22 protein-coding genes are annotated in these 24,956 nt (G+C 56.8%); 7 read left to right on the top strand and 15 right to left on the bottom strand.

Annotated features, from left to right (window positions below):
* Window positions 1-37: 37 nt before the first annotated feature.
* Window positions 38-805, bottom strand: a complete 768-nt coding sequence (gene tpiA, locus ACOTWU_RS19980) for a triose-phosphate isomerase (protein ID WP_003862019.1) — start codon at window positions 803-805, stop codon at window positions 38-40.
* A gap of 111 nt (window positions 806-916) precedes the next feature.
* Window positions 917-1,513 carry a DUF1454 family protein gene (locus ACOTWU_RS19975; RefSeq protein WP_040118238.1) on the bottom strand — a complete coding sequence of 199 codons (597 nt, stop codon included), beginning with the start codon at window positions 1,511-1,513 and terminating at the stop codon, window positions 917-919.
* A 112-nt stretch (window positions 1,514-1,625) separates the two neighbouring features.
* Here ACOTWU_RS19975 and ACOTWU_RS19970 point away from each other — a divergent pair, with 112 nt between their 5' ends.
* Window positions 1,626-2,045 (top strand): DUF805 domain-containing protein, encoded by a 420-nt coding sequence (locus ACOTWU_RS19970; protein WP_006808672.1) that lies wholly within the window; start codon window positions 1,626-1,628, stop codon window positions 2,043-2,045.
* Here the strand turns inward: ACOTWU_RS19970 and fpr are convergent, their stop codons facing one another.
* The 4 genes from fpr to ACOTWU_RS19950 all read right to left on the bottom strand — a co-directional run bounded on the left by fpr (window position 2,046) and on the right by ACOTWU_RS19950 (window position 6,397).
* Window positions 2,046-2,792 (bottom strand): ferredoxin--NADP(+) reductase, encoded by a 747-nt coding sequence (fpr, locus tag ACOTWU_RS19965; RefSeq protein WP_003862024.1) that lies wholly within the window; start codon window positions 2,790-2,792, stop codon window positions 2,046-2,048.
* 96 nt (window positions 2,793-2,888) lie between these two features.
* Entirely contained in the window at window positions 2,889-3,899 is a 1,011-nt protein-coding gene (gene glpX, locus ACOTWU_RS19960) for a class II fructose-bisphosphatase (protein ID WP_017383096.1), read from the bottom strand.
* Window positions 3,900-4,021: 122 nt separating this feature from the next.
* Entirely contained in the window at window positions 4,022-5,530 is a 1,509-nt protein-coding gene (gene glpK, locus ACOTWU_RS19955) for a glycerol kinase GlpK (RefSeq protein WP_006808669.1), read from the bottom strand.
* Between the two features lie 21 nt (window positions 5,531-5,551).
* Window positions 5,552-6,397, bottom strand: a complete 846-nt coding sequence (locus ACOTWU_RS19950) for an MIP/aquaporin family protein (RefSeq protein WP_015569943.1) — start codon at window positions 6,395-6,397, stop codon at window positions 5,552-5,554.
* 399 nt (window positions 6,398-6,796) lie between these two features.
* Between ACOTWU_RS19950 and zapB the strand changes: the two genes are divergently transcribed.
* The gene (zapB, locus tag ACOTWU_RS19945; RefSeq protein ID WP_003862031.1) at window positions 6,797-7,036 is read left to right on the top strand and encodes a septal ring assembly protein ZapB; all 240 of its coding nucleotides are present in this window, start codon (window positions 6,797-6,799) and stop codon (window positions 7,034-7,036) included.
* Between the two features lie 585 nt (window positions 7,037-7,621).
* Here the strand turns inward: zapB and rraA are convergent.
* The 7 genes from rraA to priA form a co-directional block, all read right to left on the bottom strand.
* Window positions 7,622-8,107 (bottom strand): ribonuclease E activity regulator RraA, encoded by a 486-nt coding sequence (gene rraA, locus ACOTWU_RS19940; RefSeq protein WP_015569946.1) that lies wholly within the window; start codon window positions 8,105-8,107, stop codon window positions 7,622-7,624.
* Window positions 8,108-8,199: 92 nt separating this feature from the next.
* Window positions 8,200-9,126 (bottom strand): 1,4-dihydroxy-2-naphthoate polyprenyltransferase, encoded by a 927-nt coding sequence (menA, locus tag ACOTWU_RS19935; protein WP_087924327.1) that lies wholly within the window; start codon window positions 9,124-9,126, stop codon window positions 8,200-8,202.
* 62 nt (window positions 9,127-9,188) lie between these two features.
* A complete protein-coding gene (gene hslU, locus ACOTWU_RS19930) occupies window positions 9,189-10,520 on the bottom strand; it encodes an HslU--HslV peptidase ATPase subunit (protein ID WP_015569947.1) in 1,332 nt (443 codons plus the stop codon).
* A 9-nt stretch (window positions 10,521-10,529) separates the two neighbouring features.
* Entirely contained in the window at window positions 10,530-11,060 is a 531-nt protein-coding gene (gene hslV / locus ACOTWU_RS19925; protein WP_003862036.1) for an ATP-dependent protease subunit HslV, read from the bottom strand.
* Between the two features lie 94 nt (window positions 11,061-11,154).
* Entirely contained in the window at window positions 11,155-12,123 is a 969-nt protein-coding gene (gene ftsN / locus ACOTWU_RS19920; protein WP_017383099.1) for a cell division protein FtsN, read from the bottom strand.
* Window positions 12,124-12,215: 92 nt separating this feature from the next.
* A complete protein-coding gene (gene cytR, locus ACOTWU_RS19915) occupies window positions 12,216-13,241 on the bottom strand; it encodes a DNA-binding transcriptional regulator CytR (RefSeq protein WP_017383100.1) in 1,026 nt (341 codons plus the stop codon).
* 119 nt (window positions 13,242-13,360) lie between these two features.
* A complete protein-coding gene (gene priA / locus ACOTWU_RS19910; protein ID WP_017383101.1) occupies window positions 13,361-15,556 on the bottom strand; it encodes a primosomal protein N' in 2,196 nt (731 codons plus the stop codon).
* Between the two features lie 200 nt (window positions 15,557-15,756).
* Between priA and rpmE the strand changes: the two genes are divergently transcribed.
* Complete coding sequence (gene rpmE, locus ACOTWU_RS19905) at window positions 15,757-15,969, top strand: 50S ribosomal protein L31 (RefSeq protein ID WP_003862040.1); 213 nt, start codon at window positions 15,757-15,759, stop codon at window positions 15,967-15,969.
* Window positions 15,970-16,017: 48 nt separating this feature from the next.
* On the opposite strand, the gene metJ is transcribed toward rpmE, so the two are convergent.
* Complete coding sequence (gene metJ / locus ACOTWU_RS19900; protein WP_006179183.1) at window positions 16,018-16,335, bottom strand: met regulon transcriptional regulator MetJ; 318 nt, start codon at window positions 16,333-16,335, stop codon at window positions 16,018-16,020.
* Between the two features lie 275 nt (window positions 16,336-16,610).
* On the opposite strand from metJ, the gene metB reads away from it, so the two are divergent.
* From metB to katG, 4 genes are all read left to right on the top strand, one after another.
* Complete coding sequence (metB, locus tag ACOTWU_RS19895; protein ID WP_017383102.1) at window positions 16,611-17,771, top strand: cystathionine gamma-synthase; 1,161 nt, start codon at window positions 16,611-16,613, stop codon at window positions 17,769-17,771.
* A 2-nt stretch (window positions 17,772-17,773) separates the two neighbouring features.
* A complete protein-coding gene (locus ACOTWU_RS19890) occupies window positions 17,774-20,206 on the top strand; it encodes a bifunctional aspartate kinase/homoserine dehydrogenase II (RefSeq protein WP_017383103.1) in 2,433 nt (810 codons plus the stop codon).
* A gap of 226 nt (window positions 20,207-20,432) precedes the next feature.
* Complete coding sequence (gene metF, locus ACOTWU_RS19885) at window positions 20,433-21,323, top strand: methylenetetrahydrofolate reductase (protein WP_040118237.1); 891 nt, start codon at window positions 20,433-20,435, stop codon at window positions 21,321-21,323.
* A gap of 144 nt (window positions 21,324-21,467) precedes the next feature.
* On the top strand, window positions 21,468-23,648 hold the full coding sequence (gene katG, locus ACOTWU_RS19880) for a catalase/peroxidase HPI (RefSeq protein WP_126499211.1): 2,181 nt from the start codon (window positions 21,468-21,470) through the stop codon (window positions 23,646-23,648).
* A 92-nt stretch (window positions 23,649-23,740) separates the two neighbouring features.
* Here the strand turns inward: katG and gldA are convergent, their stop codons facing one another.
* Window positions 23,741-24,844 carry a bifunctional L-1,2-propanediol dehydrogenase/glycerol dehydrogenase gene (gene gldA / locus ACOTWU_RS19875; protein WP_015569954.1) on the bottom strand — a complete coding sequence of 368 codons (1,104 nt, stop codon included), beginning with the start codon at window positions 24,842-24,844 and terminating at the stop codon, window positions 23,741-23,743.
* Window positions 24,845-24,956 lie beyond the last annotated feature (112 nt).

The following is a 24,956-nucleotide window of genomic DNA, read 5'->3' as shown; positions in this document are numbered from 1 at the left end:
GGCGGGTAAGCGCAAGCGCCACCCGCCACAAAGGCAATTACGCCTGCTTAGCCGCTTCTGCCGCTTTAACGATCACCGCGAAAGCGTCTGCTTTCAGGGATGCGCCACCAACCAGTGCGCCATCGATGTCTGGCTGGGTGAACAGCTCAGCTGCGTTTGATGCGTTAACGGAACCGCCGTACTGGATGATGACCTGCTCAGCCACTTTCGCGTCTGCTTTTGCAATGTGGTCACGGATGAACTTGTGCACCGCCTGAGCCTGCGCAGGAGTTGCAGATTTGCCGGTACCGATCGCCCAGACTGGCTCGTAAGCGATAACCGCGCCTTCGAACGCTGCCGCGCCCTGGGTTTTCAGCACAGCGTCGATCTGACGTGCGCACACTTCTTCGGTTTTGCCCGCTTCGTTTTCTGCTTCGGTTTCACCGATGCACAGAACCGGGATCAGACCCTGCTCTTTCAGCACAGCGAATTTCTTCGCGATGAACTCATCGGATTCTTTGTGATAGGTGCGACGCTCGGAGTGGCCGATGATGATGTATTTCGCGCCGATATCTTTCAGCATTTCAGCGGAAGTTTCACCGGTGAACGCGCCAGACAGGTTAACGTCAACGTTCTGCGCGCCCAGAATGATGTGGCTGCCGTCAGCGGCACGTTTAGCCAGATCCAGGTACATATCCGGCGGAGCGATAGCAACCGCGCAGCCGGTCACGCCAGCCAGCTCTTTACGCAGGTTAGCAACCAGTTCGTTTACCATGTGGCGGCTGCCGTTCAGTTTCCAGTTACCCATCACTAAAGGATGTCGCATTTCAATTCTCCACGCTCAATAAGCGAATTAAGGAATATGGCCACCCTTAAGGGCGGCATGGTCTGTGAATCAGTATAGAGATTTTCCCTCGAAAGGCTTTGCTTTTTGTCATTAATTCGCCCCCTCGAGTGTGTCTGATAGGGCCAGCTTAATCGGTTCAACCGCGAAGGTCAGCCCCTTTTCGCCGTTATCTGCGACGACATAGCGAACAGCACCTTCGGTATCGGCGTAATAGCGTTTGTTTTTCCCGGCGGTAAGCAGTTTTTGCAGCTTTTGCTGACTTTGCGCTTTCGTGAAGGTGGGGGTAAAGGCGCGCAGAATAGCGCTCATGTACTCCAGCGCTTTCGCTTTCGCCGCTTTCTGCTCTGGCCCCTGAATCGGCAGCCAGGTGATCTGCATACTTTTGATTTTTAACGTTCCGCGCTCAAGGGCGGTAGAGGCATACAGATTCTCGTTAATTTTGCTGGCCGCGCGGGTCAGGGTCGGCGTATCGCGGGCGCTGTCAATCGCACGGAACTCTCCCAGCGGAAGTGAGGGGTTTTCTTTGTTGAAGGCTTCGCGGAACTGGCTGATAGATTGATCGAAAGAGGGAGCGCCCGCCAGAAGATAGGGGGCGGTGACCGGGGAAGCCGTTTCCGCGGCGTACAGGGAAAAACTGGCGCTCAGCATCGCTAAACACAAATAAAGAGAGTGTGCCGAACTTTTCATCAACATTGCCCCTGGCCGTCATTGCCCATGATTAAAACGATATCTGGTCGGCTTGTCAAAAGGTCACAACTCCAGGGTAAAATGCGGGCTAAACAATAATAAGGAACCTTACATGACCATACAGCAGTGGCTGTTTTCATTCAAAGGGCGTATTGGACGCCGTGACTTCTGGATCTGGATTGCAACGTGGGTTGTCGCCATGCTGCTTCTGTTTTTTGTTGCCTACAACGCATGGCTGAGCACGCAAACGGCGGCATTTGCGCTGGTCTGTTTACTGTGGCCAACCGCCGCCGTAGTGGTGAAACGTCTGCACGATCGTGGCCGCTCCGGCGCATGGGCTTTCCTGATTATTCTGGCGTGGATGCTGGTGGCGGGGAACTGGTCAATGCTGCCCTCAATCCTCCCATGGGTGGTGGGCAGACTGCTGCCGACGGTTATCTTTGTAATGATGGTTGTCGAACTGGGCGCGTTTATCGGCACCCAGAGCGAGAACAAATATGGAAAAGATACCCTTGAGGTGAAGTACCGCTGATCACCAGTAGTGTTCGGCGGTCATGTGGCCCGGCCGGCGGCGAAGGTGCTTCGTCATCTGCCGGGTATCCTTCAGCAACTGCTGCGTATCGCGTACCATCTGCGGGTTACCGCACAGCATCACATGGCTGGTTTCGGTATTCATCGGTAAACCCACCGCTTCTTCCAGCGCGCCGCTTTCAATCAACGCCGGAACGCGACCGGTTAACGAGCCGGCTGCGGTTTCGCGGCTGACCACCGTCTGAATTTTTAACTTCCCGCCATATCGCTGTTCCAGCGCCTGCATCTGCGGCAAATAGCTCAGGTCTGCGGCGTAGCGCGCGGCGTGAACCAGCACGATATTTTTAAAGCGCTCCAGATCTTTGCCGTATTGCAGAATGGAAAGATACGGGCCAATGGCCGTGCCGGTCGCCAGCATCCAGAGCGTGTCACAGTCGGGGATTTCATCCAGCACGAAGAACCCCGCCGCGTCGGAGACAATCTGCACTTCATCGCCCGGCTTCAGCGCGGCGAGGCGTGGGCTGAGCTTACCGTCCGGGACGGTGACCAGATAGAACTCAAGGTCCGGGTTATCAGGCGCATTAACGTAAGAGTAGGCGCGCTGTACGCGTTCACCGTCGATATCCAACCCGAGCTTGGCAAACTGCCCAGCAGTAAACGGATGAACGGGAGCGTGCAGCGTGAGGCTAAATAGCGCATCGGTCCAGAACTGTACCTTTGTGACTTTACCTGTTACCCAGTCCGCCATGATCTTCTCCTGTGCTGTTTCTCTCTTCTATCTTCCGTACTTGCGGAAAACATTTCCAGCCCATTCGGGCCGGAAAGCTCTATCGATCAAACGGTTTTACAGAATGTGCGTCTGTACGTCCGGATCTTTACGATCGAGATAATGAATGGACTTAATGCGGCGAATAGTGCGGGATTTACCGCGGATCAGCAGGGTTTCAGTGGTGGCCATGTTGCCCTTGCGGGTGATGCCGTCCAGCAGATCGCCTTTGGTGATGCCGGTTGCAGAGAAGACGACGTTATCGCTGCGCGCCATGTCGTTCAGCGCCAGTACTTTATTGGCTTCGATGCCCATCGCTGCGCAGCGCGCCAGTTCGTCTGCACCAATGCGAAGGTTCTCGTCGCTGTCGCCTTTGACCTCATGGCGTGGCAGCAGACGCGCCTGCATATCGCCGTCCAGCGCGCGGATCACTGCCGCAGAGACCACACCCTCCGGCGCGCCGCCGATGCCGTAAAGCACGTCGACTTCGCTGTCCGGCATGCAGGTCAGAATAGAGGCGGCAACGTCGCCATCCGGAATAGCAAACACGCGTACGCCGAGCGCTTGCAGGTACGCGATGGTGGCGTCGTGGCGCGGTTTCGCCAGAATGGTCACGGTGAGTTCGCTGAGCGCTTTACCCAGCGCCGCGGCGATATTGCGCAGGTTGGCGTCCAGCGGCAGGCTAAGGTCGATAGCGCCTTTAGCGCCAGGACCGACGATCAGTTTTTCCATGTACATATCGGGCGCGTTGAGGAAGCAGCCCTTATCGCCCACCGCCAGTACCGCCAGCGCGTTGGCCTGGCCCATCGCCGTCATGCGCGTGCCTTCAATCGGGTCGACCGCGATATCCACCGCATCGCCTTTGCCCGTCCCGACTTTTTCACCTATATAGAGCATCGGCGCTTCGTCGATTTCGCCTTCGCCAATGACGATAGTGCCATCGATATTGACCTGATTAAGCACAATGCGCATGGCGTGGACGGCAGCGCCGTCTGCGGTATTTTTGTCGCCACGGCCCAGCCACTTGTAGCCTGCGAGGGCGGCAGCTTCGGTGACGCGGGAAAACTCGATAGCAAGTTCACGTTTCATGAGGTACTCGTACAATCAAAAGGAATTGCACGAAGTTTATCACAGAGTGGGGAGGGGCGAGGGGACCGGTGCGGTCGGAGCCCCTCACCCTAACCCTCTCCCAGGGGAGAGGGAATATAGGTTTACTCGTCGTGCTCTTCCCACGCCAGGGCACGTTTCACCGCTTTCTTCCAGCCGCTGTAGCGGTAGTTGCGCTCGGTGGTTTCGATGCCAGGACGGAATTCGCGTTCGATAACCGCTTTTTCCTGAAGCTCGTCGAGGTTTTGCCAGAAGCCAACCGCCAGACCTGCCAGATACGCCGCGCCCAGCGCCGTCACTTCTCGCACCTCAGGACGTTCAACGCGGGTGCCCAGAATGTCGGACTGGAACTGCATCAGGAAGTTGTTCGCGACCGCACCGCCGTCCACGCGCAGGGCGTGCAGACGAATGCCGGAGTCAGCCTGCATCGCTTCCAGCACGTCGCGCGTCTGGTAGGCGATGGATTCCAGCGTCGCGCGAATGATGTGGTTTGAGTTCACGCCGCGCGTCAGGCCGAAAATCGCGCCGCGGGCATACGGGTCCCAGTACGGTGCGCCCAGACCGGTGAACGCTGGCACCACGTACACGCCGTTGGTGTCTTTCACTTTGGTCGCGAAGTATTCGGAGTCAAACGCATCGCTGATCAGCTTCATCTCGTCGCGCAGCCACTGAATGGAGGCACCCGCCATGAATACCGCGCCTTCCAGGGCATAGTTCACTTCGCCGCGCGGGCCGCAGGCGATGGTGGTCAGCAGACCGTTTTCTGATTTCACCGCTTTCTCGCCGGTGTTCATCAGCATAAAACAACCGGTGCCGTAGGTGTTCTTCGCCATCCCTTCCTTGACGCACAGCTGGCCGAACAGGGCCGCCTGCTGGTCACCGGCGATACCGGCGATAGGAATACGGGTGCCACCTTTACCGCCAATGTTGGTCTGGCCGTATACTTCAGAAGACTTACGGACTTCAGGCAGCATCGCGCGCGGAATGTCCAGCGCGTCCAGCATCTTGTCATCCCACTCAAGGGTGTTGATGTTGAACAGCATGGTGCGCGAGGCGTTGGTGTAGTCGGTAACGTGAACGCGTCCCTGAGTCATCTTCCAGATAAGCCAGGTATCGACGGTGCCGAACAGTAGCTCGCCACGTCGTGCGCGCTCGCGTGAACCTTCCACGTGGTCGAGGATCCACTTCACTTTGGTGCCGGAGAAATAGGGGTCAACCACCAGGCCGGTGGCGCTGCGCACGTACTCTTCCATTCCTTCGCGCTTCAACTGTTCGCAGATCTCTGACGTACGACGGCACTGCCAGACAATGGCGTTGTAGATGGGCTTACCGGTTTCGCGCTCCCAGACCACAGTCGTTTCACGCTGGTTGGTGATACCGATAGCGGCAATCTGGTCAGAACTGATGTCGGCTTTCGCCAGCACTTCCACCAGCGTGGAGCTTTGCGACGCCCAGATCTCCATCGGGTCGTGTTCTACCCAGCCTGGACGCGGGTAAATTTGCTCAAATTCGCGTTGAGACACGCTGACAATGTTCGCGTCATGATCCATTACGACAGCGCGGGAGCTGGTGGTGCCCTGGTCGAGCGCAACGATATATTTTTTTTCGGTCATGGTATGTGTCCCGTAGTCAGATTACAGCGAAGCTTTTTGTTGTGTGGTGGAAGCCGTCTCTTTCTCCTCTTCCACACAAGTGTCGCACGGTAAGTGGCGACCAATTAATTTGCGATAGCCGAATGCGCCCAGCGCCGCCCCTACGATTGGCCCGAACAGCGGAACCAGGAAGTAAGGAATGTCTTTGCCGCCCGTGAAGGCGACATCGCCCCATCCCGCAAAGAAGGCGAAGGTTTTTGGACCCAGGTCACGCGCCGGATTCATCGCAAAGCCGGTCAGCGGACCCATGGATGCGCCAATTACCGCAATCAGAAGGCCAATCAAAAGTGGCGCCAGCGGGCCGCGCGGAATGCCGTTTCCATCGTCGCCCAGCGCCATGATGACGCCCATCAGAATAGCGGTAATCACCATCTCAACCGCGAACGCCTGCACAAAATTGATATGCGGATTCGGATACGTTGAGAAAATGCCTGCCAGATCCAGACTTTCGACACTGCCACGCACCATATGATGCGTCTGTTCGAAGTCGATGAAAAGATTGTAATAAAGCCCGTAAACTAACGCCGCTGCGCAAAAGGCGCCGGCAAATTGCGAAATGATGAAAGGAACAACTTTGCGTCCGTCAAAACACGCGAATAGCCACAACGCGATGGTCACCGCCGGGTTAAGATGTGCACCGGAAACCCCTGCGGTCAGGTAGATGGCCATCGCCACGCCCAGACCCCAGATAATACTGATTTCCCACTGACCAAAACTGGCACCCGCCACTTTCAGTGCTGCGACACAGCCTACTCCGAAGAATATCAACAACCCGGTACCCAGGAACTCGGCAATACACTGGCCTTTTAAGGTTGATGTCTGACTCATAATCGGAATCCTGCAAAAGAGTAATGTTTATTGTTTGCGTGACCGCCCGTGACAGTCACGATGCCCTGTAGACATAGTGTTAATTTATCGTTAACGAGCACAAACGAGAAATATCGAAATCTAAATGTGTGGTCTGCGTCAATAAAATGAGCGTTTTCGCGCCATAAAGCGCGTTTTTGCATCAGATAATGATTATGGGCTGAATCATTTCTTTAACTTATGGGTTAACAACTTAGGGGTATATGCGGCGAACGCACCAGGACGAGGCCGAAAAGTGTTGCAAACCGCGATCTGCGTGGCATGCCGCTGGACAGGGGCGACGGCGCTCCATACAATCGGAACATATGTTGTGCGCGTTTACGTTAAAGCGTCGCCTTGCAATTCAGGAGAGGTAGGATCATGTCTTTAGAAGTGTTTGAGAAACTGGAATCGAAAGTACAGCAGGCGATTGACACCATCACGCTGCTGCAAATGGAAATTGAAGAGCTGAAAGAGAAGAACAACTCCCTGTCACAGGAAGTTCAGAATGCTCAACACAGCCGTGAAGAACTGGAGCGCGAAAACAACCAGCTGCGCGAACAGCAGAACGGCTGGCAGGAACGCTTGCAGGCGCTGCTGGGACGTATGGAAGAAGTTTGATTTCCTTAGGGAATGCATTGAACAGGCCGGGTAAGGCGAAGCCGCCACCCGGCTTTTTTATGGTTTCCGCTAACCGATATCAAACCATAAAAAAGGCCGCCCTGGGCGGCCTTAACGCTACTTGTCCTGCGCTGTCGTAGCAAAAGCAACAAACCCAACAGGTTCATCGCTCTTTACAACGAGTACGCTGGCGACAATGAACGCGATACATAAATAGCGTTTCATTATGCGGTCCCTGCTGCTTACCGCTCCACCGTTCACCATCGGTGATAAGTCGGTGGACACAAGCCCGGTTAAAGGTTGCTTTACGGTTGTGAATACACCTTTCCCTGGACCGATGCCCATTTGCGAGATGGCGGAAAGGGACACAGCATCATAATGAGCAACAGCTGCGGAGTTAAGGTTTCCACACATAATTAGGAATTTATAAAGGGTCGACAGGGGTTACCTGAGGAATGAACCAGGGTAAGATAAAAATCCTGGTTAAAGGTTGCAATATCACCCAACGGACCGCGAATCCCGAGGGACAAAAAAACCGCCACATTGCTGTTGGCGGTTTTTTTATGCATCTCGCTTACCGATTAACTACTCAATATCCAGCGCATCCTCAGAAAGGATAATGCCGGTATTGTCAGCATAAAGGTGGTCACCCGAGAAGAAGGTCACGCCGCCGAAATTGACGCGCACGTCGCTTTCGCCGATGCCGTCGCCCGCTGCGCCTACCGGTATGGCCGCGATGGCCTGAATCCCGATATCCAGGTCTTCGAGATCGTCCACCTGACGCACGGAACCGTACACCACAATGCCTTCCCACTCGTTCTGGACGGCAATTCCCGCCAGTTCAGCATCAATCAATGCACGGCGCACGGAACCGCCGCCGTCGACCACCAGAACGCGGCCACGGCCGTTCTCTTCGAGCAGATCGTACAGCAACCCGTTGTCCTCGAAACATTTCACCGTGATGATTTGTCCGCCAAACGACGACCGTCCACCAAAGTTGGAGAACAGGGGTTCAACGACGTTGACATCTTCCTGGTAGATGTCACAAAGCTCGGAGGTATCGTATTTCATAGGTTTAACGCTCTGTTGCTGCGAATGTGTTCAGTATATCGTGCGAAATGCGTTGTTGGCAAAATCATCAATTGTTAATTGATATTTGTCAGCTAACTCAGCGTCTGGCTTAAGACAATCCCGATGACGAACAGCAGGTTAGTCAACAGCGCGCCTTTTACCGTACGTTCCAGCATCGGTGGCATGGCGGCCGGGCTGAGTTCACGCATAACGTAGCGGGCCTGCTTAATCAGCAGCGGTGCGGCGAGCACAAACAGCCAGCCCCAGAGGCTGTGCAGCGAAATCAGATTGAACAGCGCCAGGCAGACCAGCGCGCCGATGAGCAGGCAGGCGTGATAGCGGCGTGCATTCACCGGACCCAGACGCACGGCCAGCGTGTTTTTACCGTTCTCGCGGTCGCTATCGATGTCGCGCAGATTATTGATATTCAGCACCGCCGTCGCCAGCAGACCACAGGCGGTCGCCGGCAGGAACAGGGCAGGGATCACCGTGTGCGCCTGTAAGTACCAGCTTCCCATCACGCTCAGCCAGCCGAAGAACACCAGCACGGAGATGTCGCCCAGACCAATATACCCGTAAGGACGCGTCCCGACGGTATAGGTAATGGCTGCAATAATGGCGAGCAAGCCCAGCACCAGGAAGCCAATGAAATCACTGGTGGTTTTCGAGGCGACCGTCACCAGCGCCAGCCCGGACAGGCAAATCAACACCACGGTGATAATCAGCGCCCGCTTCATCTGTGCCTGGGTAATCACCCCTTTTTGCATGCCGCGCAGCGGCCCGATGCGGTCAGGCTTGTCGCTGCCTTTTACCGCATCGCCGTAATCATTGGCGAGATTAGAGAGGATTTGCAGCAGCCCGGCGGTGACAAGCGCCAGACCTGCTACCAGCGGATCGAAATGACCCTGCCACCAGGCAAGCGTGGTACCGACGATAATGGCGGCAAAAGCCAGAGGAAGCGTTTTAGGACGCAGACTTTCGAGCCACGCCTGTGTACGGCTGATATCAGTCATAGTTATTTAGCCAATAAAAATGGGGGCCATAGCCCCCATCAACAGTGATGAAAATGCATTGAACGCGATTATAGAATAAAACGGCTCAGATCTTCATCTGCCACTAACGCATCCAGGTGTTTGCCCACATAGTCTGCGTCAATGGTAATGCTTTGACCGTTAAGGTCGCTCGCATCATAAGAGATGTCTTCCATCAGGCGTTCCAGCACGGTGTGCAGACGACGCGCACCGATGTTTTCGGTGGTTTCGTTGACCTGCCACGCGGCCTGGGCGATGCGCTTGATACCGTCATCGGTAAATTCAATGTTCACGCCTTCGGTCGCCATCAGCGCTTTGTACTGTACGGTCACAGAAGCGTTTGGCTCAGTCAGGATACGTTCGAAATCTTCGGTGGTCAGCGCCTGTAACTCGACGCGGATTGGCAGACGTCCCTGAAGTTCCGGGATCAGGTCAGACGGGCTGGCAATCTGGAACGCACCGGAGGCGATAAACAGAATGTGGTCAGTTTTAACCATGCCGTGCTTGGTGGAGACGGTGCAACCTTCCACCAGCGGCAGCAGGTCGCGCTGAACGCCTTCGCGTGAGACATCCGGGCCGGACGCGTTACCGCGCTTACAGATCTTGTCGATTTCGTCGATAAACACGATACCGTGCTGCTCAACCGCGTCGATAGCATCCTGTTTCAGCTCTTCCGGGTTAACCAGCTTCGCGGCTTCTTCTTCAATCAGCAGCTTCATCGCGTCTTTGATTTTCAGCTTACGCGCTTTCTGCTTCTGTCCGCCCAGGTTCTGGAACATGGACTGCAACTGGCTGGTCATCTCTTCCATGCCCGGAGGCGCCATAATTTCCACGCCCATTGGCGCGGCAGCGAGATCGATCTCAATCTCTTTGTCGTCCAGCTCGCCTTCGCGCAGTTTTTTGCGGAATGCCTGACGCGCAGCAGAAGGTTCAGGCTGCTGTTCAGCCTGTCCCCAGTTGTTTTTTGCCGGTGGGATCAGCACGTCGAGAATACGCTCTTCGGCCATCTCTTCGGCGCGATAGCGGTTTTTCTCAATTGCCTGGACACGCACCATCTTAATCGCCGAGTCGGTCAGGTCGCGGATGATGGAGTCCACTTCTTTACCCACATAGCCCACTTCGGTGAACTTGGTGGCTTCAACTTTGATGAACGGCGCGTTAGCCAGTTTGGCCAGACGACGGGCGATTTCGGTTTTACCCACACCGGTCGGGCCGATCATCAGAATATTTTTTGGCGTCACTTCGTGGCGAAGCTCTTCGTCGAGCTGCATGCGACGCCAGCGGTTACGCAGTGCGATAGCCACGGAGCGCTTGGCGTCGTCCTGGCCGATAATGTGTTTGTTCAGTTCGCTGACAATTTCGCGTGGGGTCATTTCAGACATGGGCGATCCTTACGCTTTAGACGGTAATTCTTCGATGGTGTGATTGTGGTTGGTATAGATGCAGATATCACCTGCAATATCCAACGCTTTCACCGCGATATCGCGCGCGTTCATGTCGGTATTTTCCAACAGCGCACGGGCTGCGGCCTGGGCGTACGGGCCGCCAGAGCCGATGGCAATCAGGTCGTTTTCAGGCTGAACCACGTCGCCGTTACCGGTGATGATCAGCGAGGCGTTTTCGTCAGCCACGGCCAGCAGCGCTTCGAGCTTGCGCAGCATGCGGTCGGTACGCCAGTCTTTTGCCAGCTCAACGGCGGCTTTCACCAGATGACCCTGATGCATTTCCAGTTTGCGTTCAAACAGTTCAAACAGCGTGAAGGCATCAGCCGTGCCGCCTGCGAAACCGGCGATCACTTTGTCGTTATAAAGACGACGTACTTTCTTCACGTTGCCTTTCATGACGGTATTACCCAGCGTGGCCTGGCCATCACCGGCAATTACCACCTGGCCGTTACGGCGTACACTTACTATTGTTGTCACGAGCAGACCCCCTGGTTACAGATTCGGGAAACAGAAGCCCTGAGCCTGTGCTCAGGGCTGAATTAAATGATAGATGGGGGGGATTTTGGGGGTTTCAACCCCCGGAGGCGAGTCGAATGCAGTTTGTGTGGCCAGCCACTTTCAAACGGGAAATGGTGCCGTCTGCGTTTTCTTTGCCTTTGACCGGTCCAATCACTACGCGATTCCAGCCGTTATTGGTGGTAATGCGTGAGTCAAATCCTTCAAATGCCAGCTGAGCACGCACCGTTTCTGCCTGTTCGGCGCCTTTAAACGAACCGCACTGAACCATCCAGCGGCGTTCATCTTTTTTCTCAGCCGTCTGCTTCGGTGCCTCGGTCTCTTTGGTGACCGGCGCAGCCTGCTGCGTTTTTGGCTGTTGCGCAGTGGTATGCGCAGGCGTCTGCAACAGATCCTGATACGGCTGTGCCGTTTGCTTCTGCGGCTGCGCCTTCGGTTGCTGCTGGACAGGCTGAGTTTGTACGGTACGCGTCTGCTGCTGCGGTTGTGTACGCGGCTGCTGTACCGGCTGCGTCTGCGTCCACTGCTGCTGTTGCGTTTGCTGCTGAGCCTGACGCTGGCGCTGCAACGTTTGCTGACGCTGCGCCGGGGTTTGTTCGTTCCACGGTACTTCGTTCAGCTGCGTAGGCTGCTGGCGCATGTCCGCCTGCATCTGAGCGAGCAATTGACGCTGTTCGTCCGTCAGCTGATCGGCATTCTTTACTTCACCCCCGGCAGAAGGCTCGGTAGGCGCACGTACGCCAGGCTGGCGGCTTTCCAGCTCTTTAATGTAGCGCCAGCGCTCTTCAGGCTTCGGCGGCAGGCCGTTGCCGACGACCTTATTACCCTGAAGGGCTTCAGACTCTTCTTTTTTATGATGCGTAATGAAGTAGAGGCCGCCAATAAAGGCCACCAGCACAGCCGCAGCAATGGCGACCATAGCTGGGGAGACAGCAGACAGGCTGCGTTGCTTGCTTTTTGAACTACTCTTTTTGCGTCGCGAAGGTGCCGGCTGGCCGCGACGTACATAATCTCGTTGTGCCACTATCGTTTCGCTGTATTTATTCGTTCGTCAGCCCGCCATGTTACTTAAGCGACGGGGCTTTGACCAGATAAGGGTGTCGAAAGGTATTTACTTTAAGTTAATGCCTGGGTAGAGCCGCGCACAATCAGCTCACAATCCAGTAGCCGTGACCCACTGCTAACTGATTGACCGTGCAGCTGATCCAGCAAAAGCAGCATCGCTTCCCGGCCGATGTCATACCGCGGCTGTGCAACGGTCGAAAGCGGCGGATCGCAAAACTCCGAAAGTGAAATATTATCAAAACCGATTATCGACAGGTCCTGCGGCACGCGCAGGCCGTGACGTTTGGCGTAGGATAACGCCCCCAGCGCCATCACGTCGCTGTGGCAGAAGACCGCGGTGGGCGGTTCTGGCAAGGCCAGCAATTTTTCCAGCGCCTGCCCGCCCGCTTCAAAGGTGAAATCACCGCGCGCAATGTAGTGCGGATCGACGATAGCCCCGGTACGGCGCAGCGCCTGAACGTAGCCCTGCAAGCGGTAATGACACAGCGGCATCTCTTCTGGTCCGGCGATACAGCCGATACGCTTATGCCCCAGTTCCTGAAGATAGTTCACGGCGTTGAATGCGGCGGTGAGGTTATCGATATGAACGGTTGGCAGCTCCAGCTCCGGCGCGAATTCGTTCGCCATGACCATCGGCGGTAAATTGCGCTGTTCTTCAATGCTGGCATCAAACGGCAGGCGTGAGCCAAGCAGCAGCATGCCATCAATCTGCTTGGTGATGATCAGGTCGATGAACGTTTTTTCCTGCTGGTTCTGGTGAGCACAATCGCCAATCAGCACCAGATAGCCCTGGGCGGCGGCCGTGACCTCAATGCCGCGGATGATTTCGCTGAAGAAGGGATCGCAGATGTCCGGCACGATCACCAGGATGGTGCGGGATTCGTTGCGTTTAACGTTGCGCCCCATGGCTTGCGGGAAATAACCGACCTCAAGCGCCGCCTTTTCAACCCGGTTTCGGGTCGCCTGGGAGACTTTGTCAGGGTTCATCAATGCGCGGGACACGGTTGCTGTTGAGACTTGTGCTTTCTCGGCAACGTCTTTCATGGTCGCCGAGGCAACCTCTTTCCTGGACTTCAACGTCTTCTCCTCGCCTGAACACCGAACTGCGGACAGCACCATTTTTACAGATAGTTAATGGAATCGGTTACAGAATTTTCATAAAAAGTGTGAGGCGCATTAAATTTTTCGATCCGTCTTCAGCCTTCAATCGGATCGACGTCAAGAACCCACTTCACTTTTCGCGCTTCCGGCAGGGTATTGATCAGCGCCAGCGTGCCGCTGACGATCTGCTGTAAACGGATACGCGAGGGGTGCTGAAGTAAGAGTTGCCAGCGGAAACGGCCCCCGCGTTTCGGGGCGAGCGCGGGTACCGGGCCTAAAATCCACAGCTGATTATCCACCAGCGGGCTGGCTTGCAGGAGGTTTCTCAGCTGTTGCAGGAACAGCGGCGCCTGCTGGTTATTATGATCTTCCGCACGGATGATAACGTGGCTGGTCCACGGGGGAAGCTGCATCGTCTGACGTTCGGCCAGCGCCTGGTCCGCGAAGGCGTCATAGCCTTTGTGCAGCAGAGTTTGCAGCAGCGGATGTTCAGGGTGGTGCGTTTGCAGCACCACCTCGCCCTGCTTACCCGCTCGACCAGCGCGACCGGCAACCTGGGTATAAAGCTGGGCGAAACGCTCGGCGGAGCGAAAATCCGCGGAGAACAGCGCGCCGTCGACGTCCAGCAGGGCGACCAGCGTCACGTCCGGGAAGTGGTGCCCTTTCGCCAGCATCTGAGTACCAATCAGGATGCGCGCGCCGCCGCGATGCACTTCCGCCAGCTGCTGCTCCAGCGCCCCTTTACGGCTGGTGGTATCCCTGTCGATACGGGAGATGGGTACGTCCGGGAAGAAGGGCGCGAGCGCCTGTTCAAGCTGTTCCGTTCCCAGACCGACCGGCACGATGTGCGTTGAGCCGCAGGACGGGCATTGACGGGGGACCGGACGCTGGCTGTCGCAGTGGTGGCAGCGTAAATGGCGCTGAGCCTGGTGGAAGGTGTAGTAGTGATCGCAGCGCGGGCACTCCGCGATCCAGCCGCAGTCGTGGCACAGCAGCGCAGGCGCGAAGCCGCGGCGGTTCAGGAACAGGATCACCTGGTTGCCCGCCTGCAAATGCTGGCGCATGCGGCTAATCAGCGCAGGCGCTAACCCGGCCTGCACCTGCTGGCCTTTCAAATCCAGCACATGCTGAATGGCCGGGCGAGCATTCCCCGCACGGCGCGTCAGGCGCAGCATGTGGTATTTACGCTGGCGAACGTTGTGCAGCGTTTCAAGCGCGGGGGTGGCGGACCCGAGAATAATGGGAATTTGTTCGCTGTGGGCGCGGTACACGGCTAAGTCGCGGGCGTGATAGCGCCAGCCTTCCTGCTGTTTATAGGAGCTGTCATGCTCTTCATCGATCACGATAACGCCGAGATTTTTAAACGGCGTAAACAGCGATGAACGGGTGCCGATCACAATCGCCGCTTCGCCGTTTTTCGCTTTCAGCCAGGCGCTGAGGCGCTCGCTGTCGTTCAGGCCGGAGTGCAGAACCTCAACTGGCGCATTAAAGCGTTCACGAAAACGCGCGATGGTTTGCGGCGTCAGGCCGATTTCCGGCACCATCACCAGCGCCTGTTTGCCCTGCGCGAGCACGTTTTCCAGCACGCTCAGATACACTTCGGTTTTACCGGAGCCGGTGACGCCCGCCAGCAGCCAGGCGGAAAAATGGTCGGCGGCGCTGTGAATCGCGCCTACGGCGGTGGCCTGCTCGGTATTCAGACGCAGGCGATCGCCCGAGACGGAAAAGCCGTCGCGCCAGTCGTGAAGGGCAGGGGCTTCACTGGCCAGCTCGCTCAACCCTTTCTTCCTTAATGCCTGCAACGCGGTTTCGCTTACCTCAAGCTCGTCGACCTGATGGCGCCAGATTTTTCCCTGGCGCAGCGCGGCCAGCGCCTGCTGCTGTTTCTGCGAGCGCTTCAGGCTGTTAATGTCCATAGCCTGGCCCTGCTCGGTGGCAAACCAGTACCACATTGGCGCGTGGCTGGCGCTCTTGCCCTGGCGCAGCATAATGGGCAGGGCATGGAACAGCACGTCGCCAATCGGATGATGATAATAATCTGCCGCCCACAGCAGCAGTCGCCAGGTGCTGGTGGAGTAAACCGGCTCGCTGTCCAGCACCTCAACAACCGATTTCAGCTCGTTAAGCGGCAGTTCGCTGTGTTCGCTGACGGACACCACGATCCCCACACGCTGCTGTTTGCCAAACGGCACGGTCACGCGACAGCCCGCTTTGGCGCTCATGCTGTCGGGCAGCAGGTAGTCAAAGGTGCGGGGAAGCGGAACGGGCAGGGCAACGTGAGCGACGGGCATCGAATCTTCCTGACTTGAAAAGTGGCGCGTTAGTATACACATTAGTGAAAGCGGCGTGCGGATCAGTTTGCATACGTTGGTCAAATTCTGTATGATTCGCCGCCTTTGGTGTATTTTACGCCAAAGAACTTACATTCAACATCGCGTGGTGTCTGGCGTTAGGGCTGGAAGAGCGACGCGGCCTTAACTGAGGTTCTCCCATGAAAAAAGATATTCACCCGAAATACGAAATGATTACTGCAAACTGCTCTTGCGGTAACTCTATCCAGATCCGCTCTACCGTGGGTCACGATCTGAACCTGGACGTGTGCGGCAAATGCCACCCGTTCTACACTGGTAAGCAGCGTGATGTTGCAACCGGTGGCCGTGTTGACCGCTTCAACAAGCGTTTCAGCATCCCGGGCGCTAAATAAGTTTCCCGAAAAAAAGGCACCGCAAGGTGCCTTTTTTGTATCCGCTTATCAGTATTCCCACGTATCCGGGTCGATACCCAGTTCACGCATGATCACCTTCGCCTCTTCTGGAATTTCGTCACTGCGCTCTTTGCGCAGATCGTCATCGTTCGGCAACGGTTGGCCGGTAAACGCATGCAGGAACGCTTCGCACAGCAGTTCGCTGTTGGTGGCGTGACGCAGGTTGTTCACCTGACGACGCGTACGTTCATCGGTGAGGATCTTCAACACCTTCAGAGGAATGGACACCGTGATTTTCTTGACTTGCTCACTCTTCTTACCGTGCTCAGCGTATGGGCTGATATATTCGCCGCTCCATTCAGCCATGAGATACCTTTAATCCTCTCAGTCATTAATCTAAAGGTGCAAAACCGGTAACCATCAGTTTTGAACCGTAATCTTGCGTAGTTTACCGTAGAGACGATACCGAGGCACGGATATTGCCGCTGTAGCGTGTCCTAAAGCATATAATTTTAACGGCTATTTGCACATTGCTCAATCTATACGCAAAGAAGTTTAGATGTCCAGATGTATTGACGTCCATACTTTCAATGTTTACTCTGGTGCCTGACTTTTCACCTCATTCGCCAGGAAGCCTCACCATGACGCGTAAACAGGCCACCATCGCAGTGCGTAGCGGATTGAATGATGACGAGCAGTACGGCTGCGTTGTCCCGCCAATTCATCTCTCCAGCACCTATAATTTCACCGGATTTAATGAACCCCGCGCGCATGACTACTCGCGTCGCGGCAATCCTACGCGTGACGTCACCCAGCGCGCGCTGGCGGAACTGGAAGGCGGCGCGGGTGCGGTATTAACCAATACCGGCATGTCTGCCATTCACCTGGTGACTACGGTGTTCCTGAAACCTGGCGATCTGCTGGTGGCGCCGCACGACTGTTATGGCGGCAGCTATCGTCTGTTTGATAGCCTGGCGAAACGTGGCTGCTACCGTGTGCTGTTTGTCGATCAAAACGACGAACAGGCGCTGAAACAGGCGCTTGCCGAGCAGCCGAAGCTGGTGCTGGTGGAAAGTCCAAGCAATCCATTGTTGCGCGTAGTCGATATTGCGAAAATTTGTCAGCTCGCAAGGGATGCGGGAGCGATAAGTGTAGTGGATAATACGTTCCTCAGTCCGGCCCTTCAGAACCCACTGGCACTGGGCGCCGATCTGGTGTTGCATTCATGCACTAAATATCTGAACGGCCATTCTGACGTAGTAGCAGGTGTGGTGATTGCCAAAGATCCTGATGTAGTCACCGAACTGGCATGGTGGGCCAATAACATTGGCGTCACCGCGGGCGCGTTCGACAGCTATTTGCTGTTGCGCGGCATCCGTACGCTGTCGCCGCGTATGGACGTGGCGCAGCGTAATGCCCAGGCGATCGTGGATTTCCTGAAAACCCAGCCGCTGGTGAAGAAGCTTTATCACCCGTCGCTGCCGGAAAATCAGGGGCACGAGATTGCCGCGCGCCAACAGAAAGGATTTGGCGCGATGTTAAGTTTTGAACTGGACGGTGACGAGCAAACGCTGCGTCGCTTCCTGAGCGGGTTGTCATTGTTTACGCTGGCGGAATCCTTAGGGGGAGTAGAAAGCTTGATCTCCCACGCCGCAACCATGACGCACGCAGGTATGGCACCCGAAGCACGTGCCGCCGCCGGGATTTCCGAGACGCTGCTGCGTATCTCGACCGGTATTGAAGATTCTGAAGATTTAATTGCCGATCTGGAAAATGGCTTCCGGGTCGCAGCCAAGGGGTAATCATGAGTGTGATAGCGCAGGCAGGGACGAAGGGTCGTCAGCTGCACAAGTTTGGTGGTAGTAGTCTTGCTGATGTGAAATGTTACCTGCGTGTCGCAGGGATCATGACCGAGTATTCACAGCCGGGGGACATGATGGTTGTCTCTGCGGCGGGCAGCACCACCAATCAGTTGATTAGCTGGCTGAAACTGAGCCAGACCGATCGCCTCTCTGCGCATCAGGTGCAACAGTCCTTACGTCGTTACCAGAGTGAACTGATTGCCGGTTTGCTGCCTGCGGACGTGGCGGACGGGCTGATTAGCGCTTTTACGCACGACCTTGAGCGTCTGGCCGCTCTGCTGGACAGCGGCATTACCGATGCAGTGTATGCGGAAGTGGTTGGCCACGGTGAAGTGTGGTCTGCGCGCCTGATGGCCGCCGTGCTGCAACATCTTGGTGTGGAAGCCGCCTGGCTCGACGCGCGTGATTTCCTGCGTGCCGAACGTGCCGCACAGCCGCAGGTGGACGAAGGGTTGTCTTACCCGCTGCTGCAACAGCTGCTGGTGCAACATCCTGGTAAACGTATTGTCGTCACCGGTTTTATCAGCCGCAGCAATGCTGGCGAAACCGTTCTGCTGGGCCGTAACGGCTCTGACTACTCGGCAACGCAGATTGGCGCCCTGGCGGGCGTGTCCCGCGTCACCATCTGGAGCGACGTGGCCGGTGTCTACAGCGCGGACCCGCGCAAAGTAAAAGATGCCTGCCTGCTGCCGCTGCTGCGTCTCGACGAAGCGAGCGAACTGGCGCGTCTGGCGGCCCCGGTGCTGCACGCGCGCACGCTACAGCCGGTTTCCGGCAGCGACATCGACCTGCAACTACGCTGTAGCTACACGCCGGATCAGGGTTCCACCCGCATTGAACGCGTGCTGGCATCCGGCACGGGCGCGCGCATTGTCACCAGCCATGATGACATCTGCCTGATTGAGTTCCAGGTGCCTGCGGGCCAGGATTTCAAACTGGCACACAAAGATATCGACACCATCCTGAAACGTGCCCAGGTGCGTCCGCTGGCCGTTGGCGTACATAACGATCGTCAGCTGTTGCAGTTCTGCTATACCGCTGAAGTGGTGGACAGCGCCCTGAAAATTCTGGATGAAGCGGGCCTGCCGGGCGAGCTTCGCCTGCGTCAGGGGCTGGCGCTGGTGGCGATGGTGGGCGCGGGCGTCACCCGTAACCCGCTCCACTGCCACCGCTTCTGGCAGCAACTGAAAGGTCAGCCGGTGGAGTTCACCTGGCAGTCGGAAGAGGGCATCAGTCTGGTTGCCGTGCTGCGTAAAGGGCCAACCGAAAGCCTGATTCAGGGTCTGCACACCTCCCTGTTCCGCGCGGAAAAACGCATCGGCCTGGTACTGTTCGGGAAAGGGAACATCGGTTCCCGCTGGCTGGAGCTGTTCGCCCGCGAGCAGGTGACGCTTTCGGCGCGTACCGGGTTTGAATTTATTCTGGCAGGGGTGGTGGACAGCCGCCGCAGCCTGCTGAACTACGAAGGGCTGGACGCCAGCCGGGCGCTGGCCTTCTTTAACGATGAAGCGGTTGAGCAGGATGAAGAGTCGCTGTTCCTGTGGATGCGCGCGCACCCGTACGACGATCTGGTGGTGCTGGACGTGACTGCCAGCGAACAGCTGGCCGATCAGTATCTGGATTTCGCCAGCCACGGTTTCCACGTCATCAGCGCCAACAAACTGGCGGGCGCGAGCAGTACTGATAAATACCGTCAGATCCATGACGCATTCGAAAAAACGGGCCGTCACTGGCTGTATAACGCCACCGTTGGCGCGGGCCTGCCAGTGAACCATACCGTGCGCGACCTGATTGAAAGCGGCGACAGCATTCTGGCGCTGAGCGGGATCTTCTCCGGCACGCTCTCCTGGCTGTTTTTGCAGTTTGATGGCACCGTTCCGTTCACCGACCTGGTGGATCAGGCGTGGCAGCAGGGCTTAACCGAGCCGGATCCCCGCGTTGACCTTGCCGGTAAAGATGTGATGCGTAAGCTGGTGATCCTGGCGCGTGAAGCCGGCTACGACATTGAGCCGGGTCAGGTACGCGTTGAGTCTCTGGTGCCTGCGGGCTGCGAGGAGGGGTCCGTCGATCACTTCTTCGAGAACGGTGACGAGCTGAACGAGCAGATGGTGCAACGTCTGGAAGCGGCTAACGAGATGGGCCTGGTGCTGCGTTACGTGGCGCGTTTCGAGGCGAACGGTAAAGCGCGCGTGGGCGTGGAGGCGGTGCGTCCTGAACATCCGCTGGCGGCGCTCCTGCCGTGCGATAACGTCTTCGCCATCGAAAGCCGCTGGTATCGCGATAACCCGCTGGTGATCCGTGGCCCGGGCGCGGGACGCGATGTCACCGCCGGAGCCATTCAGTCTGATATTAATCGTCTGGCTAAGCTGCTGTAATTTCGCTTGTTCCCTCTCCCCGTGGGAGAGGGTTAGGGTGAGGGCAGCAGACCGCACTCACCCCCATCATGAACGCCCTTCATCTTCCCTGAACAAACCTCACCGTTAATGTTGATTATTTCTGTTGACGTCATCTCGCTTTTCCGTCATTTTTACATCTGGACGTCTAAACGTATAGAAGTTCACAACACAACAAACAACGACACGCGAAAGATAGAGGTAAGGTATGAGCTTTTTTCACGCCAACCAGCGGGAAGCCCTGAATCAGAGCCTGGCCGAAGTAAACGGCCAGATTAACGTCTCTTTTGAATTTTTTCCGCCGCGCACCAGTGAAATGGAGCAAACCCTGTGGAGTTCTATCGATCGCCTGAGCAGCCTGAAGCCGAAGTTCGTCTCCGTAACCTACGGCGCCAACTCCGGTGAGCGTGACCGCACGCACAGCATCATTAAGGGCATTAAAGATCGAACCGGTCTGGAAGCGGCACCGCACCTGACCTGTATCGACGCCACCCGTGATGAACTACGCGCCATTGCCCAGGACTACTGGAATAACGGCATTCGCCACATTGTGGCCCTGCGCGGCGACCTCCCGCCAGGCAGCGGCAAGCCGGAGATGTATGCCACCGATCTGGTCGGGCTGCTGAAAGACGTTGCCGACTTTGATATCTCCGTGGCCGCCTACCCTGAAGTTCACCCGGAAGCCAAAAGCGCCCAGGCGGATCTGCTCAACCTGAAGCGTAAAGTGGAGGCCGGTGCTAGCCGCGCGATTACTCAGTTCTTCTTTGACGTGGAAAGCTACCTGCGCTTTCGCGACCGCTGCGTCTCGGCGGGTATTGATGTCGAAATCATTCCTGGCATTCTGCCGGTCTCGAACTTCAAACAGGCGAAGAAATTCGCAGATATGACCAACGTGCGCATTCCGCTGTGGATGTCCAAAATGTACGAAGGGCTGGACGACGATCCGGAAACCCGTAAGCTGGTGGGGGCCAATATCGCGATGGACATGGTGAAGATTTTAAGTCGCGAAGGGGTGAAAGATTTCCATTTCTATACCCTGAACCGCGCGGAAATGAGCTACGCCATTTGCCATACGCTCGGTGTTCGCCCGGCGCTGTAAAGTAAAAAACCCTCATAAAATGAGGGTTTTTTAATCGAGCAGAGAGTTAAAAGGTATTAGCTATCGAATCTGTGGATTAATTCAACTATCTCTTATCGCTAGTGGTGTATATCGTAACGGTAACACTGTAAAGGGAGCATAGCGATGAGCATGTCAGACGAGACCAATAACGCGGCATCCGCCGGCAAATGTCCGTTCCACCAGGGCGGCGTCGATCATAGCGCGGGTGCAGGTACCGGCAGCAAAGAATGGTGGCCTAAACAACTTCGCATCGATCTACTTAATCAACACTCCAGCCGTTCTAACCCTCTGGGTGAAGACTTCGACTACCGCAAAGAATTCAGCAAGCTCGACTATTCCGCCCTTAAGGGCGATCTCAAAGCACTGTTAACCGACTCACAACCGTGGTGGCCTGCCGACTGGGGCAGCTATGCGGGCCTGTTTATCCGTATGGCCTGGCACGGTGCGGGTACCTATCGCTCCGTTGACGGTCGCGGCGGCGCCGGACGCGGTCAGCAACGCTTTGCACCGCTGAACTCCTGGCCGGATAACGTCAGCCTGGATAAGGCTCGCCGCCTGCTGTGGCCAATTAAGCAAAAATACGGACAAAAAATCTCCTGGGCTGACCTCTTTATCCTCGCGGGTAACGTGGCGCTGGAGAACTCCGGCTTCCGCACCTTTGGTTTCGGTGCCGGGCGTGAAGACGTCTGGGAACCGGATCTGGACGTGAACTGGGGCGATGAAAAAGCCTGGCTGACCCACCGTGACCCGGAAGCGCTGGCGAAGCGCCCGCTTGCGGCCACCGAAATGGGCCTGATTTACGTTAACCCGGAAGGGCCGAACGCCAGCGGTGAACCGCTGTCTGCGGCGGCGGCGATCCGCGCTACCTTTGGCAACATGGGCATGAATGACGAAGAGACCGTCGCGCTGATTGCGGGCGGCCATACGCTCGGTAAAACGCACGGCGCAGGTGAAGCCACGCACGTGGGCACTGACCCGGAAGCGTCGCCGATTGAAGCGCAGGGCCTGGGCTGGGCCAGCACGCACGGCACCGGTATTGGCGCTGACGCCATCACCTCCGGGCTGGAAGTTATCTGGTCTCAAACCCCGACCCAGTGGAGCAATTACTTCTTCGAGAACCTGTTCAAATACGAATGGGTGCAGACGCGTAGCCCGGCGGGCGCCATTCAGTTCGAAGCCGTGGATGCGCCGGAAATTATGCCTGACCCGTTCGACCCGTCGAAAAAACGCAAGCCAACCATGCTGGTCACCGATCTGACGCTGCGTTTTGATCCGGAATTCGAGAAAATTTCCCGTCGCTTCCTGAACGATCCGCAGGCCTTCAACGAAGCCTTTGCGCGCGCGTGGTTCAAGCTGACCCACCGCGATATGGGGCCAAAAGCGCGGTACATCGGCCCGGAAGTACCGAAAGAAGATCTGATTTGGCAGGATCCGCTGCCTCAGCCGGTGTTCCATCCGACGCAGGAAGATATTGAAAGCCTGAAAGCGGAAATCGCGGCCTCTGGTCTCTCCGTGAGCGAGCTTGTTTCCGTGGCCTGGGCGTCGGCATCGACCTTCCGCGGCGGCGACAAGCGTGGCGGCGCTAACGGCGCGCGTCTGGCGCTGGCGCCTCAGCGCGACTGGGATGTGAACGCCGCGGCGGTGCGGGCGTTACCGGCTCTGGAAGCAATCCAGCGCACCACTAATAAAGCCTCACTGGCCGATATCATCGTGCTGGCGGGTGTTGTGGGCGTTGAGCAGGCGGCGAAAGCCGCGGGCGTTTACGTCAACGTACCGTTCACCCCGGGCCGCGTGGATGCGCGTCAGGACCAGACGGACATCGAGATGTTTAACCTGCTCGAACCGGTTGCTGACGGTTTCCGCAACTACCGTGCGCAGGTGGATGTGTCCACTACGGAGTCGCTGCTGATCGACAAAGCCCAGCAGCTGACCCTGACTGCGCCGGAACTGACGGTGCTGATCGGCGGTCTGCGCGTACTGGGTGCAAACTTCGATGGCAGCAAGAATGGCGTGTTTACCAACCGCGAGGGCGTGCTGAGCAACGACTTCTTCGTTAATCTGCTGGATATGAACACCCAGTGGAAAGCGACCGACGACTCAAACGAGCTGTTTGCCGGTAGCGATCGCGCCAGCGGGGAAGTGAAATACACCGCGACCCGCGCCGATCTGGTCTTCGGTTCAAACGCCGTCCTGCGTGCGCTGGCCGAAGTTTACGCCAGCAGTGATGCACACGAGAAGTTCGTTCTTGATTTTGTTGCCGCATGGGCGCGAGTGATGGATTTGGACCGGTTTGATGTGAAGTAACCATTGTGCCGGGTGGCGGCTACGTCTTACCCGGCCTACAAATTAAAGTGCCATGTAGGCCGGGTAAGCGCAGCGCCACCCGGCTTTTTTCGTTACTCCCACTCCTGCAAGAATCGCTGTCCGTACTGGTCCGCCACCAGCAGTGCCGCATAGACCTGATCCGGCGTTACGCCGCCAGGCATGTTGTGAATGGTTTCCCCTTCGGCACAGGACGCCTCCGCGATCAGCCGCATTTTGGCCGGAATATCCTCTTTGATATTCAGCTGCGCCAGCGTGATCGGCAGTCCAACACTGTGGCAAAGCGCGGCGACGGTCTCAATTTCTTCAACCGGCGCGTTCTCCAGTACCAGTTGCGTCAGCGTGCCGAACGCGACCTTTTCACCATGGTAGAAATGATGCGCATCCGGCACCGCCGTCATGCCGTTGTGAATGGCATGCGCCGCCGCCAGCCCGCCGCTTTCAAAGCCCACGCCGCTGAGATAGGTGTTGGCTTCGATAATGCGTTCCAGCGCCGGTGTGACCACGTGCTGTTCCGCCGCCAGCATCGCTTTCTCGCCCTCTTCAACCAGCGTGTTGTAGCACAGCTCTGCCAGCGCTAACGCTGCCTGCGTGCACTTGCCGCCCGCCATGGTCGTCGCGCCGCTACGTGAGCAGGCACGCGCTTCAAACCAGGTTGCCAGGGCATCGCCAATCCCGGCGGCCAGCAGGCGTGCAGGTGCGCCCGCCACCACTTTGGTATCGACAATCACCATGTTCGGGTTGTGCGGCAGCATCAGGTAGCGATCGAACTCGCCGCTGTCGGTATAAATCACGGAAAGGGCGCTGCACGGCGCATCGGTGGAGGCAATGGTCGGGGCAATGGCCACCGGCACGTCCATAAAGTGGGCCAGCGCTTTGGCAGTATCCAGCGTTTTTCCGCCGCCGATACCCAGCACCGCCAGACAGTCAGTGCTGTCGGCCAGCTTTTTCAGGCGATCGATTTCATTTTGCGAACATTCGCCACCAAATGGTGCAATTTCGGCATGGAGTCCGGCTTTTTTAAAACTCTGGCGCAGGGTTTCTTCAGCAAAACCCAGCACAAATTTATCGCCCACCACCAGCCAGCGATTTGCCAGCGGCTTCAGGTAGTCGCCGAGGCGAGTGAGAACATCTGCGCCCTGGATGTATTTTCCCGGGGATTGAATGACACGGTCCATAACATTACTCCCTTAGTGTTTGAGGTAAATTCTGTCCTGTTCGAACTGCACTAAGAGTGACTCTACTCCCGGCGTGCCGGTCATTTGTTGCGCTACGTCTAAGTGAAACGTG

The organism is Enterobacter cloacae complex sp. GYL001, assembly GCF_049237125.1.
Classification (GTDB): domain Bacteria; phylum Pseudomonadota; class Gammaproteobacteria; order Enterobacterales; family Enterobacteriaceae; genus Enterobacter; species Enterobacter hormaechei_C.
The sequence above is the reverse complement of the archived record's forward strand: the minus strand, read 5'-3'. Positions and strand labels throughout refer to the sequence as shown.

What these genes read in the sequence shown, in the direction of transcription:
- tpiA (WP_003862019.1), bottom strand. Translation starts at nt 805, where the DNA reads ATGCGACATCCTTTAGTGATGGGTAACTGGAAACTGAACGGCAGCCGC.
- ACOTWU_RS19975 (WP_040118238.1), bottom strand. Translation starts at nt 1,513, where the DNA reads ATGAAAAGTTCGGCACACTCTCTTTATTTGTGTTTAGCGATGCTGAGC.
- ACOTWU_RS19970 (WP_006808672.1), top strand. Translation starts at nt 1,626, where the DNA reads ATGACCATACAGCAGTGGCTGTTTTCATTCAAAGGGCGTATTGGACGC.
- fpr (WP_003862024.1), bottom strand. Translation starts at nt 2,792, where the DNA reads ATGGCGGACTGGGTAACAGGTAAAGTCACAAAGGTACAGTTCTGGACC.
- glpX (WP_017383096.1), bottom strand. Translation starts at nt 3,899, where the DNA reads ATGAAACGTGAACTTGCTATCGAGTTTTCCCGCGTCACCGAAGCTGCC.
- glpK (WP_006808669.1), bottom strand. Translation starts at nt 5,530, where the DNA reads ATGACCGAAAAAAAATATATCGTTGCGCTCGACCAGGGCACCACCAGC.
- ACOTWU_RS19950 (WP_015569943.1), bottom strand. Translation starts at nt 6,397, where the DNA reads ATGAGTCAGACATCAACCTTAAAAGGCCAGTGTATTGCCGAGTTCCTG.
- zapB (WP_003862031.1), top strand. Translation starts at nt 6,797, where the DNA reads ATGTCTTTAGAAGTGTTTGAGAAACTGGAATCGAAAGTACAGCAGGCG.
- rraA (WP_015569946.1), bottom strand. Translation starts at nt 8,107, where the DNA reads ATGAAATACGATACCTCCGAGCTTTGTGACATCTACCAGGAAGATGTC.
- hslU (WP_015569947.1), bottom strand. Translation starts at nt 10,520, where the DNA reads ATGTCTGAAATGACCCCACGCGAAATTGTCAGCGAACTGAACAAACAC.
- priA (WP_017383101.1), bottom strand. Translation starts at nt 15,556, where the DNA reads ATGCCCGTCGCTCACGTTGCCCTGCCCGTTCCGCTTCCCCGCACCTTT.
- rpmE (WP_003862040.1), top strand. Translation starts at nt 15,757, where the DNA reads ATGAAAAAAGATATTCACCCGAAATACGAAATGATTACTGCAAACTGC.
- metJ (WP_006179183.1), bottom strand. Translation starts at nt 16,335, where the DNA reads ATGGCTGAATGGAGCGGCGAATATATCAGCCCATACGCTGAGCACGGT.
- metB (WP_017383102.1), top strand. Translation starts at nt 16,611, where the DNA reads ATGACGCGTAAACAGGCCACCATCGCAGTGCGTAGCGGATTGAATGAT.
- ACOTWU_RS19890 (WP_017383103.1), top strand. Translation starts at nt 17,774, where the DNA reads ATGAGTGTGATAGCGCAGGCAGGGACGAAGGGTCGTCAGCTGCACAAG.
- metF (WP_040118237.1), top strand. Translation starts at nt 20,433, where the DNA reads ATGAGCTTTTTTCACGCCAACCAGCGGGAAGCCCTGAATCAGAGCCTG.
- katG (WP_126499211.1), top strand. Translation starts at nt 21,468, where the DNA reads ATGAGCATGTCAGACGAGACCAATAACGCGGCATCCGCCGGCAAATGT.
- gldA (WP_015569954.1), bottom strand. Translation starts at nt 24,844, where the DNA reads ATGGACCGTGTCATTCAATCCCCGGGAAAATACATCCAGGGCGCAGAT.